Annotated in this window: 14 protein-coding genes; 12 read left to right on the top strand and 2 right to left on the bottom strand. The window is 46.5% G+C overall.

All coding sequences use genetic code 11. The annotated features are described in order from the left end of the window. Positions 1–101 precede the first annotated feature (101 nt). The gene (locus MHH25_RS20695) at positions 102–809 is read right to left on the bottom strand and encodes a helix-turn-helix transcriptional regulator (RefSeq protein WP_017687366.1); all 708 of its coding nucleotides are present in this window, start codon (positions 807–809) and stop codon (positions 102–104) included. Positions 810–1059: 250 nt separating this feature from the next. Here MHH25_RS20695 and MHH25_RS20690 point away from each other — a divergent pair, with 250 nt between their 5' ends. The 5 genes from MHH25_RS20690 to MHH25_RS20670 all read left to right on the top strand — a co-directional run bounded on the left by MHH25_RS20690 (position 1060) and on the right by MHH25_RS20670 (position 4702). Then, positions 1060–2280: a MalY/PatB family protein gene (locus MHH25_RS20690; protein WP_076318884.1), complete on the top strand. Its 1221-nt coding sequence runs from the start codon at positions 1060–1062 to the stop codon at positions 2278–2280. A gap of 241 nt (positions 2281–2521) precedes the next feature. Beyond that, complete coding sequence (ung, locus tag MHH25_RS20685; RefSeq protein WP_282320785.1) at positions 2522–3190, top strand: uracil-DNA glycosylase; 669 nt, start codon at positions 2522–2524, stop codon at positions 3188–3190. Between the two features lie 19 nt (positions 3191–3209). Further along, positions 3210–3629: a hypothetical protein gene (locus MHH25_RS20680; RefSeq protein ID WP_017687369.1), complete on the top strand. Its 420-nt coding sequence runs from the start codon at positions 3210–3212 to the stop codon at positions 3627–3629. Positions 3630–3868: 239 nt separating this feature from the next. Beyond that, complete coding sequence (locus MHH25_RS20675) at positions 3869–4453, top strand: TIGR00730 family Rossman fold protein (RefSeq protein WP_047843721.1); 585 nt, start codon at positions 3869–3871, stop codon at positions 4451–4453. 120 nt (positions 4454–4573) lie between these two features. Continuing rightward, positions 4574–4702: a hypothetical protein gene (locus tag MHH25_RS20670; protein WP_255319930.1), complete on the top strand. Its 129-nt coding sequence runs from the start codon at positions 4574–4576 to the stop codon at positions 4700–4702. 218 nt (positions 4703–4920) lie between these two features. Here MHH25_RS20670 and MHH25_RS20665 read toward each other — a convergent pair whose 3' ends face one another. After that, positions 4921–5187 carry a hypothetical protein gene (locus tag MHH25_RS20665; protein ID WP_076318886.1) on the bottom strand — a complete coding sequence of 89 codons (267 nt, stop codon included), beginning with the start codon at positions 5185–5187 and terminating at the stop codon, positions 4921–4923. Positions 5188–5418: 231 nt separating this feature from the next. On the opposite strand from MHH25_RS20665, the gene MHH25_RS20660 reads away from it, so the two are divergent. The 7 genes from MHH25_RS20660 (at position 5419) to MHH25_RS20630 (ending at position 11995) form a co-directional block, all read left to right on the top strand. Continuing rightward, positions 5419–6156 carry a glycerophosphodiester phosphodiesterase gene (locus tag MHH25_RS20660; protein ID WP_076250811.1) on the top strand — a complete coding sequence of 246 codons (738 nt, stop codon included), beginning with the start codon at positions 5419–5421 and terminating at the stop codon, positions 6154–6156. A gap of 272 nt (positions 6157–6428) precedes the next feature. Continuing rightward, positions 6429–7484, top strand: a complete 1056-nt coding sequence (locus tag MHH25_RS20655) for an iron ABC transporter permease (RefSeq protein WP_036614761.1) — start codon at positions 6429–6431, stop codon at positions 7482–7484. 2 nt (positions 7485–7486) lie between these two features. Next, positions 7487–8518 (top strand): iron ABC transporter permease, encoded by a 1032-nt coding sequence (locus MHH25_RS20650; protein ID WP_036674863.1) that lies wholly within the window; start codon positions 7487–7489, stop codon positions 8516–8518. A gap of 44 nt (positions 8519–8562) precedes the next feature. After that, positions 8563–10278, top strand: a complete 1716-nt coding sequence (locus MHH25_RS20645) for an ABC transporter ATP-binding protein (protein WP_076250814.1) — start codon at positions 8563–8565, stop codon at positions 10276–10278. A 233-nt stretch (positions 10279–10511) separates the two neighbouring features. After that, complete coding sequence (locus MHH25_RS20640; protein WP_076318888.1) at positions 10512–10841, top strand: hypothetical protein; 330 nt, start codon at positions 10512–10514, stop codon at positions 10839–10841. 126 nt (positions 10842–10967) lie between these two features. Beyond that, on the top strand, positions 10968–11306 hold the full coding sequence (locus MHH25_RS20635) for a DUF3221 domain-containing protein (RefSeq protein WP_083669814.1): 339 nt from the start codon (positions 10968–10970) through the stop codon (positions 11304–11306). 278 nt (positions 11307–11584) lie between these two features. Further along, positions 11585–11995: a DUF5071 domain-containing protein gene (locus MHH25_RS20630; RefSeq protein ID WP_076318889.1), complete on the top strand. Its 411-nt coding sequence runs from the start codon at positions 11585–11587 to the stop codon at positions 11993–11995. Positions 11996–12016: the final 21 nt, after the last annotated feature.

Here is a 12016-nt window from a genome sequence, read left to right as displayed (position 1 = left end):
TTTTATGAGCTGGTTCCAACAGCTTATAGAAGTGCCTTTTCTAATGGGGAGGGACTGTCTCCATACCATATGATATGAGAATGTGTGACGCTCTGCGTTGTTCAGGTGACGGCGAGCATGTTGTATATTTTCAGGGTCCGCAGATCTTCCTTTGAGATTTTTAATTCATTATATAACTCCTGATTCTCGGGCAGCGGGGTTCTGGAGAATAACATTTTGAGCGCGATAGGCATGAAAGGTCTGAAGGAGACACCAGCCATCAGTCCCCACTTTTTCTCTGATTCCTGAAAAGACGCCAGAATATTAATATATAGATTCTCCAGCGGCGTGGCCTGATTTTTCAAAATCAGCGTGGTGAGTGTATCATAATGCTCGGTGTGGCCCCAATACATATTCTCGCACTCCTGGTAGTTCTCAAAATCCTTCACATTCATATACATCACGGTGCGATAACGGTTGGCATCCGATTGAGCCATCATGTCAATGACACAACGAATGAGACTGTTGTTACGCCCGTCATAGAAGTAGGAATAGAAACGTGTGGAGTTCTTGAAAAAGCTGGACGGGACCGCATTCATCAGGGGAGATGCATGCCTTGGTTCTTGGTACAAGAGTTGCTCCACCTGGATGTTGAGTGCATTAGCAATATGATGTAACGTGACCAGATCAAGTGTAATATCTCCGCTCTCATATTTGGACAGGGTTCCTTTGCTTTTGAAGATCTGATCCGCAAGCTGTTGAATGGTCAGTCCCCGCCACTTCCGAAAGTTTCGTATTTTCTTGCCAACTTCCTGATTGATATTGTTCATAACCGGTTCTCCTTATGCCAATGTTTCTTGAGAGTACGTGAAAATGATGAAAGTCATTCATAAAAATGATGTTATATGAGAAATATATCACTTTTTCACGGAAATACCTATTTTGGAGAAACAATAAACTTCATTTGTTTCGTCAGAATAGATTGTATTGCATTTGATGCAACTCCTGCGTCATGAAATAATAGATGTAATACGACATGAAACGACAATGAAATGTTGAGCAGACAGAGGAGCAGAAGCTATGAAATATAACTTTGATGAGATTATAGACCGCACAGGTACAAATGCCATGAATACGGATGGTTTCCGTCAATATATTTTTAATGCCACAGAGGACATGACTTTTCCATTCAAAGATGAAGAATTTATTCGCATGTGGATTGCAGATATGGAGTTCGCCACACCTCCCGAGATTCTGGATGCAGTTAAGGAACGTCTGGACCGTAGAATCATGGGTTACTCTCAGGTATTTGATCCGGCATACTATGAAGCTGTCTCGAACTGGATGAAAAGATACTATGACTGGTCCTTCCCAAAGGAGCATTTGGAGACCTCAAACGGGATCATCCCCGCTTTATATGAACTGGTGGAATACATCTGTCAATCGGATGAGAAAGTACTGATCGTGACCCCGTCTTATGGTTTCTTCAAGTCGGCTGCGGAGCATAATGATCTTGAACTGGTATGTTCGGATATGATCAACGAGCAGGGGCGTTACTCGATTGATTTTGAGGATTTTGAAGCTAAGGCGAAGGATGAGAAGGTAAGGGTATGTATTTTCTGCAACCCCCATAATCCGTCTGGACGTGTCTGGACAACCGAAGAGTTACAACGTGTGGGTGAGATCTGCCTGCGGAACAATGTATGGATTATTTCGGATGAAATTCACTGTGATCTGCTGCGGACTGGCAAAAGACATACGCCACTTGCAAAGCTGTTCCCGGATACGGATCGAATCATTACATGCATGTCCCCGAGCAAAACATTCAACATGGCTGGTCTGATGTTCTCCAATGTCATCATTCCGAATGAGGCACTTCGAGACATCTGGCAGGCACGCCATTATGGTTTCAAAAACCCACTGAGCATTGCTGCCACGCAAGCGGCTTACGAAACGGGTGATGAATGGCTGAAACAATTAAAAGAGTATCTAGACGCCAATTTCGCCTGCGTAGAACAGTATGTGAAGCAGCATCTGCCACTGGCTGTTTTTCACATCCCGGAAGCCACGTATCTGGCCTGGATTGATATCTCGGCATATGCTCCACAAAATGTAAGTTTACCTTTATTCTTCGCTGAGCAAGCGGGTGTATTGCTCGAAGATGGTCATATGTTTGTAGCCAATGGTGAGGGTTGCATTCGGTTGAATCTGGCTTGTCCGCGTTCTGTCCTTCAGGAAGGGTTACGGAGAATCAGCAGTGTGCTTGTGAAAGAAGTCGAAGAGGTGCCCGTTCAAGTATAAAGTCATCAAGTCACCACGCAATAGCGAGGTGACTTTTTTGGATGAGTATACGGAATGTAGCGAGAATACGATTTATTTTGAGGTGAACGTATACCCTGATGTGCAATTCTGGTCTGCTGTCCCCGGTTATGTTAAAATGGTGGATAGTCTATGAGTTGCATGACATGCGGCTCTCAGAAGGAAGAGCCCAGTAGTTGGGCTGAACGAAACTGTATTCATCAGGGGAAAGGAGCCTATACATATGTTTGGAAACGATTGGGACAAGGTGCTTCAGGAAGAGACGGAAGCCGACTATTTTAACAAGATTCGTTACACTCTCGCCGCCGAGTACAAAACGCAGACGGTCTTTCCGCCCAAAGAAGACCTGTTCTCCGCACTGAAGCTGACGCCATATCATCAGGTTAAGGCCGTTATTATTGGACAGGACCCTTATCACGGAGCGGGACAAGCTCATGGATTAAGTTTTTCGGTTAGACCGGGGGTACGTGTACCGCCTTCTCTGAAAAATATATATAAGGAACTTCAGGCCGATCTGGACCTGCCCATTCCGAATCATGGATCTCTGGTTCATTGGGCGCAGCAGGGAGTCTTGCTATTAAATGCCGTTCTGACGGTCCGTGAAGGTCAGCCAAACTCCCATCAGGCATTGGGCTGGCAGACGTTTACGGATGCTGTCATTCGTGCGCTGAATGAACGTTCAGAGCCAATGGTATATATGCTATGGGGCAGTCATGCCCAGAAGAAAGGTGCTTTTATTAACAGGGACAAGCACCTGGTACTGGAGTCTACACATCCCAGTCCGCTGGCTGCGCATCGTGGATTCCTCGGCAGTCGTCCCTTTTCCAAAGCCAATGATTTCTTGACCTCCAAAGGTATTGAACCGATCGATTGGAAGATACCTGAAAACTAGACAGATGGAGGTGAGAACATTGCGACATTGGATAGGACGAAAAGTAGCGGTATATCGTGCAACAGGCATACGGGAGCCATTAAAGGGAACGCTGGTCGAGTGGGATGAAGAAGCGGAATGTGTACGGATCGGACCGAAACGGATTAAGGTATCGTTTGACAATATCGCAATGATCAGACCTCTTCCCGAAGAGAGTCTTCCCTTAAAGAAAGCACGTTCTGAAGTGCACAAGGTTGGATATGTGATGAAAAAGGCGATTCAGTTCGAAAATGCGATCTATTTCAAGTCACAGGTGATGATCTGGCGCCGGGCCAAGATTGTAGCATTATCCACGACGATTCTGCGTCATGACGAGGATCAGGTTGAACTTGCAGATGGTCGGGTTCTTCGTAAAGACAAGCATATGTTTGTCGTACGTTCACGCCGTGGGATACGTTAGTTATACGAAGATTTAATATTCATTTCATGCAAAGATCATACGGATTTAATGTTCGGTCTGTATATTAGGTAATAACAACCCCTTCTAAATTGATGTGTATTGAAATGGGAGCCCGGCCGGCTGCAAACGGTCGGGTATTTTTTTGCCCATTGGTTCTGTTAACCTGTTGTACGTTGTACATACCCATAACATTCATGTTATATATTATTAAAATAGATCATGAGAAGGAGTGAAACCCAATGAAACGTATAGCTGTTTTTGCAGGCTCCAATCCGGGAAATCACCCCGATTATACAGAGAAGGCTGTTCAACTGGGCAAACAGATTGCTGATAGTGGTTATGCACTGGTCTATGGTGGTTCTTGCATGGGCTTGATGGGTGCAGTAGCCGATGCTGCTCTTGAGCAAGGGGGAGAGGTAATCGGGGTTATGCCTACCGGATTGTTCCGGGGCGAGGTTGTTCATGGAGGGCTCACACAACTGATTGAAGTGGGAACCATGCATGAACGGAAGGCAACGATGGCTGAATTATCCGATGGATTCATTGCACTTCCCGGAGGTATGGGTACATTTGAAGAACTATTTGAGGTACTGTGCTGGGCACAGATCGGTATTCATCGTAAGCCTGTTGGCTTATTAAATGTCAACGGATATTATGGACCGCTGATGAAGATGGTAGAACATAGCGTACAGGAAGGATTCTCCAACACCTCGCATCTCAGTCTATGGAGTTTGGAAGCTGATCCGGCTGAACTGCTCAAACAAATGTCATCCTATATTCCTGCAGAGCTGACTCAGAAGTGGTCACAACTCAACGGGAAATGAGTGCATAAGAAGACGGGCCTGAATCTACTCGTTCCTCGGGAGAATTTTCGATCTGCCCAAGCAAGTTGCGTTATCGGACATAGTCTATAGTGTACTTCGATGAAGAGGGGAGTGTCACTGATGAGCGAACTCAAAGGTACAGGTTACGGATATTGCGGAGGCTTCGGTGGTGGAGCATGGACATCAACAGGTGCGATTCTGGTATTGTTCATTCTGTTGGTTATTATCTCTCGCACATTCATTCTGTAATTCGGTCAGTATCCCGGGACGGGGATTAAGCTGCAGAGGCAGCGCCCGAATAAAAAATGACCTTTCCAAAGAGACGCCGGTATATGCCGGCGTTTCAGGGGAACGGTTTTTTGACGTTTCCAGCATACGTTGAGTAATTGAAAAAGCAAAAACCTGCCCCTGAATAAGGTCAGAAGCAGGAGAGAGCCTCCTGAGCCATTAGCTGCGCAACAAGCAGCTTACACCACAACAGCAGTTTGATCCGGATTACTTAACGATTTCCAGGCGATATATAGCCCGATGGCGGCTGCAATTAAGGAGAGTATTGCTGCAACAATAGCCAGCTGATCCAGTGTGTTGGGTGAACTGGAGTTAAGAGAACGCTGATTAGCCGTCTTGCCGGATTTGTTTTTGATATGGACAGATGATCTGGAAAGCCTGGAAGCCGACTGTAACTGGGATGTGTGAGGACGCGTAGGTATCGATTTTTTCTTTGAGGTATTCAATAGTCAACCTCCTTATAACGGAGTTCAGTGCTTCCATCGTTCATACTATGTTATGTCGATTTTCAGATTGAGTTCGCAAAAATGAGTGAATCCCCAGCCCGTTAGATGTTGGGCCCGGTCGCTAGTATTAGCGAAGCAGGCAACCGATTATACGTTCTGTTAATACAGGTCTAACAAACCGTGTTTATAGTGATGATCATAGAGTGAAGCTTGAACACAGGAGGCGCTGGAATGAGGAACATGGAGATTATTGCCCACCGTGGTGCATCTGCCGTATGCCCGGAGAATACGATGAGCGCTTTTGAACGGAGTCTGGAGCTTGGAGCGACAGGCATTGAGACCGATGTGCAGATGACGAGTGATGGCAGACTGGTACTGATTCATGATGAGACGTTAAGCCGAACTGGCGGCGCAGAAGGCTGGGTTAAGGATACGACTTACGATCAATTGCGCACACGGGATGCGGGGTCCTGGTTCCATGCTGATTTTACTGGGGAACGTATTCCTTCTCTGGAGGAATTATTCAAGCTGGTACAGGGGAAAGGAACACTGCTTAATCTGGAATTGAAAAATGGTATTGTGAGTTATAAAGGGATGGAAGAGAAGGTCATACAGGCGATCCGGGATTGGAATCTGGAGCAACAGGTTGTGCTGTCGAGCTTCAATCATGCTTCGCTCGTGAGATGTAAACGTCTTGCCCCGGAGATTCGTACAGCACTTCTATATATGGAAAAGTTATATCGTCCCTATGATTATGCCGCCAAACTCGAAGCTACCGGCCTTCATCCCTACAAGCTGGCAGTCACACAAGAAGATGTTGCTGCTGCACTGGCACATGGCGTTGTTACCTATCCATTTACGGTGAATGATCCTGCCGAGATGCAGGCCATGATTGATATGGGTGTGCAAGGGATTATTACCGATGTTCCGGATGTCCTGGCATCCTTACTTACGGTACATGCCCGTTAAACGAGTCTGTATTTTACATGTTCTACATATGCAATGATAAGGCTGTGTTCGAGCTTTTTGGCTCTTGCGCAGCCTTTTTGCGTGTGAAATTGTGTGCAAATATTCATATATGCAATAAACATGTCCTATTTGTCCATTGCCAGAGCCGGTGGATTCACTTACAATGGTCTATGGGAATGAGAATCAATATCATTAAAGTTCGGTATTTATAGAGAGGTGATTGTTATGTACATAGGTTTGAGCAGCTCCACTCATAACGAGGGTGGGCGCGTATGAGTTCACAAGCTTCACCAGAAAAACATAATCCGGATTCACCCACAGCGAAGATACACACTCGTCCGTGGGCGGCCACACTTATTCTTACAGGGGGAGTTTTGCTACTCGCTCTGGGTATGGCGTTGTCCATTTCTTTTGGCGCTGCTGATATTAAGCTTAGTGTAGTCTGGAAGGCTATCTTTGATTTCAATCCTGAGTTGACTCCACATCAGATCATATGGGAGATTCGATTACCACGTATCCTTGGAGGAGCAATGGTAGGTGCATGTTTCGCTGTAGCTGGTGCGATCATGCAGGGCATGACTCGTAACCCGCTGGCCGATTCAGGTCTGCTTGGGTTAAATGCAGGAGCTGGATTTGCACTTGCAGTTTGTTTTGCCTTCTTCCCTGGCTTGCCATTTATGTATATCATCATGTATTCCTTCCTTGGAGCAGGGCTTGGTGTCCTGTTGGTGTATGGTTTTGGTGCAGCTTCCAAATCGGGTCTTACGCCACTACGCCTTGTTCTTGCAGGTGCGGCTGTATCAGCGATGTTGTCGGCACTCAGTGAAGGGATTGCATTGTATTTCAGGATTGGACAAGATTTGGCTTTCTGGACAGCTGGTGGTGTAGCCGGAACGAAGTGGTCTCAACTTGAGGTCATGTTCCCCTGGGTACTCGCGGCACTGATTGCAGGTCTTCTCATCTCCCGTTCCATTACTCTGCTTAGTCTCGGAGAAGATATTGCGGTGGGCTTGGGGCAACGTACTGGGCTGATCAAGCTCATAGGCCTGATTGTTGTACTGATTCTCGCGGGTACAGCTGTGTCCGTGGTGGGTGCGGTCGGTTTTGTCGGACTCATTATTCCCCATCTCACGCGGAAGCTGGTTGGGGTCGATTATCGCTGGATTATTCCATGTTCCGCTGTGATGGGCAGTCTGTTGCTTGTATTTGCGGATCTGGCTGCACGTATGATTAACCCGCCGTACGAGACGCCAATTGGCGCTTTGGTTGCCCTCATCGGGGTACCATTCTTCCTGTATCTGGCGCGTAAAGAAAGGAGGACTCTGTAACGATGGAATCCTCAACAATAGTTGGAGCAGAGCGCAAGAAGAGAACCAAGAGTACGATTGTCCTCATTGTGCTTGCCCTATTAATTATTACGGCTTTTGTGGTGAGCATGAACACAGGTTTTACCAAGCTTTCGCCGCTTGAGGTGTTGCGAACCCTGTTTGGTGGAGGCACGGCGAAACAGGAATTGATCCTGTTTGAATTCCGTCTGCCACGTATTGTGATTTCGGTGCTGGTCGGGGCCGGACTTGCGTTATCTGGTTGTATTTTGCAGGGAGTATCTCGGAATGCGTTGGCAGATCCGGGGATCCTGGGGATTAATGCAGGTGCTGGTCTGGTCGTCATGTTATTTGTTTCCTTTTTCCCGACAACGACAGCAGCGCCGGTATTTCTTTTGCCAATTCTGGCCCTGATCGGTTCGGGTTTTGCTGCATTTCTGATCTACGTTCTCTCTTACAAAAAAGGAGAGGGCATTATGCCTACTCGTATGTTACTTACGGGGATCGGGGTAGCGGCGGGAATCAGTTCTGCCATGATCGTGCTTACGTTACGGCTTAGTCCGGAAAAGTATCAATTTGTAGCTACCTGGATGGCAGGCAGCATCTGGGGTTCGAACTGGAAATTTGTAACGGCATTGCTACCGTTTCTGATCATTCTTGTACCGCTTGTCCTGTATAAGGCGCGTGTACTGAACGTGTTGAATCTGGGTGACCAGACTGCAAGTGGACTCGGGACTCCGGTTGAGCGTGAGCGACTGATTTTGCTTGCGGCTGCTGTAGGACTTGCCGGCTCATGTGTATCTGTGAGTGGGGGGATCGGTTTTGTTGGTCTAATCGGACCGCATTTGGCACGTCGTCTGGTGGGTCCAAAACATCAATTCCTGTTACCCGCATCTGCACTGATCGGTTCATTGCTTGTACTGGTTGCAGATACGCTGGGTCGTGTCATCCTGCAGCCTTCGGAGATTCCTGCGGGGATCCTGGTTGCCATTATTGGTGCGCCATACTTCCTGTACCTCTTAAGCAAGACGAAATAAAACGTAATCACCATTGTGTGGTTGCATAAGGAGGACTTCAGTCCATGCTTCGCCGTTTCTTTGCCTATTATAGGCCTTACAAAAAGCTCTTTATTCTTGACTTCAGTTGTGCGATTTTAGTCGCCCTGCTGGAGCTGGCTTTTCCACTGGCAGTCAACCGGGTAGTCGATGATCTGCTGCCAGGCGGCCGCTGGGACTGGATTCTATGGGCGTGTCTGGCATTGCTCGGCATCTACTTATTGAATTCATTTCTCAACTTCGTGGTTACCTATTGGGGACACAAGCTCGGTATTAACATCGAGACGGATATGCGTAAAAGTCTGTTCAATCATGTGCAGAAGTTATCGTTCCGTTTCTTCGATAATACAAAAACAGGACACCTCGTGTCCCGTATGACTAACGATCTGATGGATATCGGTGAGATTGCCCATCATGGTCCGGAGGATGTATTTATCGCGGTCATGACGCTAATTGGTGCATTCAGCATCATGATGAGCATTAACGGGAATCTGGCGGTGTTAACCTTTATCATCGTACCGCTGATTATTTATCTGTCACTCTACTTTGGTAGCAAAATGTCCAAGGCATTCAGCCGAATGTTTGGTGATATTGCGGACTTCAATGCTCGTGTTGAGAACAATATTACAGGTATTCGTGTTGTTCAGGCTTTTGCCAATGAAGAGCATGAAAAAGCACAATTCGCTGTGAACAACGGTCGTTTCCGTCAGACCAAACTAATCGCATACAAAATCATGGCCTGGAACTCCTCTGTCAGTTATATGCTGATGAAGCTGGTATCCCTCTTTGTCCTGGTATGCGGAACGTGGTTTGTCATTCAAGGCAGTATGACCTACGGTCAGTTCATTGCATTTATTATGTTGTCCAATGTGTTCCTGACACCGATCCAGAAGATCAACTCGGTTATTGAGACGTATCCAAAAGGGATTGCAGGCTTCAAACGTTATACGGAGCTGCTCGATATGGAACCGGATGTGGAAGATCGTCCAGGAGCCGTTACGGTATCCCATTTGCGTGGAGATATCCGTTATGAGCAAGTGACCTTTGGTTATTCCGATCAGGAACCTGTTCTCAAAGGTATTGATCTAAACGTACGTGCAGGTGAAACTGTAGCGCTTGTCGGTCCATCGGGGGCAGGTAAAACAACGCTATGCAGTCTGCTGCCGCGGTTCTATGATGTGTTGGAAGGTCGCATCACGATCGATGGGCAGGAGATACAGGATATGACACTAGACTCCTTGCGTAGTCATATCGGAATTGTACAACAGGACGTGTTCCTCTTCGATGGAAGCATTCGGGAGAATATTGCCTACGGCAAGCTGGATGCATCCGAAGAAGAAATCTGGATGGCCGCTAGACGGGCCCAGATGGAGCCTTTAATTCAATCGATGCCGGAAGGATTGGATACGTTAATTGGTGAACGCGGTGTGAAGCTGTCCGGTGGACAGAAACAGCGCTTATCGATTGCCCGTATGTTCCTGAAAAACCCGCCAATTCTGATCCTGGACGAAGCAACATCTGCTCTGGATACAGAAACGGAAGCGGCGATTCAGCAATCCCTTGCTGAGCTGTCCGAGGGCCGGACCACACTGGTTATTGCCCACCGATTGGCTACGATCAAAAATGCAGACCGCATTATTGTCGTTGCTGAACAAGGCATTACGGAGCAGGGACGTCATGAAGAATTACTCGCAGCAGGTGGGGTATACAGCCGCCTTCACTATGCGCAGTTTGGTGCGTAACCTATCCTATCCTATGTGGATATAACAATGTAAATACGAGAAGTAACGCCATCGTTCTTGACTTGGAAGGAGTCAGGACGTTGGCGTTTTTTTCTTTTTCATAATCAGTGGGTCAGGGGTACTGTGCTCATATCTGCCTGTGATCATGGATGTGGAAACGGGTAATATAGTAAAGAGAACACTTAACGTGTAAGATATGTTCATCATCTTGCAAGATATAGGAGGTACACGATATGCAGTTGAACGATATGCTGAAAATTCTTATAACCTGTCTATTATTTATTCTGATTTGGTGGCTACTGACTCAAGGGATTCGCAAAATTTCCAGAAGTCGTGCGGGGTCCGGTTTCCAACGCTGGGGTGGATGGTCCATTGGACTTTTCGTTGTTGGCGCCGTGCCACTCGGTTTTTCGCTATACACAGAGATCTTTGATAAGCGCCTGGATGCCAACATCGGGTTGGGGCTTGCCATGTTTTTTGTATGGGCTTATTGTGTGATCTTGTTGTGTGCGGCGTTGGTGGTATGGGGAAGGTATGTGTACAAAAGGGATATGAAGAAGTGAATATTTGGGTTGATCGTGTTGAGCCCGTCAGAAAGTTAAGGGTGAGCTGACAGCTGTATTTGTAACAATAAACTGATATGGAACGTTAAATTTAGAAAAGAGGTGTCATTAAAGGGAGATTTACATATGTCCTATCGTCAAGTCTTTATGTTGCTCTCAACCCTAATCGTATGCCTTACCGGATGTTCAGAACAGATCGAGTGCAACTCTGTGCAGACTCAAGCGAATGCACCAAGTGAAGATGGATTCACTGGTTATGTGGTTGATCGTAAAGACAATTCCATTCTTGTGGTTGATCCCGCATATGAGGATTTCAATGCGAACGGAGGAGGAAGTCGGTATTATCCGGCAAAATGGTTCTCCAATGCGCCTGATCCGCAGATCGGCTCCTATGTTGAAGTCTGGACGGATGGAGGCCCGGAAAATCAACCCTATCCTGTGGGGAGGCTAGAGCAGAAACGATAGCGGTATCTTGTCCAAATACTCCAGATGGTGCTCATCTAAGTGAGGAGGACGCAATTCGGGGTGGGCTATACTCACCAGATGGAGAAAAATTACGTGTTCCTGTGATTGAAGATGTACACTATTATCAGGATGCAGGAACGTGGACTATTCGCATGAGAGATGCGATGTCAACGACGAAGAATCAAGATGAGATTGAGATCAGAGTAGACGATGTAGCGACAGTCGACTAACACAGGGAGTTTATGATTTTGCGCATTGAGATGAGGAAGGAAGTTTAAATGGATATTAGGGAGTGCCTTCCCCGCGATAAGTTTGATTATGAAGCGGTGCGTAAGTTAAGTAAGTTCAGTGATGTCGAATTAAAAGTTATCATCCCAGAGCTTATGGAGTGGTTGCAAGACGGGAATTGGCCTATCTCTAAGCCGGTAGAGGATATACTATTGAGACTAGGCGAAGACTTAATTCCTCATATTAAAGATGTATTGCAAACCCAAGATCCACAGTGGGAATATTTCATTTTGGTCGGATTAATTGATCGATTACCTATATCTCATCTAAGTATGCTACAGACGGATTTGGTAAGGATACTGGAATCTCCTACACCGAGTGAGGTACTTGAGGAGTTGGATGAGGTTATCTTGGAGCTTTTGGAAAAGATGAAGGTTGGATACATAGAGACTTGGAATTAGCATTCTAAGAAAGACTGAAAT

Source organism: Paenibacillus sp. FSL H3-0457 (assembly GCF_037981725.1).
GTDB classification, from domain to species: Bacteria; Bacillota; Bacilli; order Paenibacillales; family Paenibacillaceae; genus Paenibacillus; species Paenibacillus amylolyticus.
This window is presented reverse-complemented; position numbering and strand designations above follow the sequence as displayed.

Coding starts and splice junctions, on each gene's coding strand:
- MHH25_RS20695 (WP_017687366.1), bottom strand. CDS start 809: ATGAACAATATCAATCAGGAAGTTGGCAAGAAAATACGAAACTTTCGG.
- MHH25_RS20690 (WP_076318884.1), top strand. CDS start 1,060: ATGAAATATAACTTTGATGAGATTATAGACCGCACAGGTACAAATGCC.
- ung (WP_282320785.1), top strand. CDS start 2,522: ATGTTTGGAAACGATTGGGACAAGGTGCTTCAGGAAGAGACGGAAGCC.
- MHH25_RS20675 (WP_047843721.1), top strand. CDS start 3,869: ATGAAACGTATAGCTGTTTTTGCAGGCTCCAATCCGGGAAATCACCCC.
- MHH25_RS20670 (WP_255319930.1), top strand. CDS start 4,574: ATGAGCGAACTCAAAGGTACAGGTTACGGATATTGCGGAGGCTTCGGT.
- MHH25_RS20660 (WP_076250811.1), top strand. CDS start 5,419: ATGAGGAACATGGAGATTATTGCCCACCGTGGTGCATCTGCCGTATGC.
- MHH25_RS20655 (WP_036614761.1), top strand. CDS start 6,429: ATGAGTTCACAAGCTTCACCAGAAAAACATAATCCGGATTCACCCACA.
- MHH25_RS20650 (WP_036674863.1), top strand. CDS start 7,487: ATGGAATCCTCAACAATAGTTGGAGCAGAGCGCAAGAAGAGAACCAAG.
- MHH25_RS20645 (WP_076250814.1), top strand. CDS start 8,563: ATGCTTCGCCGTTTCTTTGCCTATTATAGGCCTTACAAAAAGCTCTTT.
- MHH25_RS20640 (WP_076318888.1), top strand. CDS start 10,512: ATGCAGTTGAACGATATGCTGAAAATTCTTATAACCTGTCTATTATTT.
- MHH25_RS20635 (WP_083669814.1), top strand. CDS start 10,968: ATGTCCTATCGTCAAGTCTTTATGTTGCTCTCAACCCTAATCGTATGC.
- MHH25_RS20630 (WP_076318889.1), top strand. CDS start 11,585: ATGGATATTAGGGAGTGCCTTCCCCGCGATAAGTTTGATTATGAAGCG.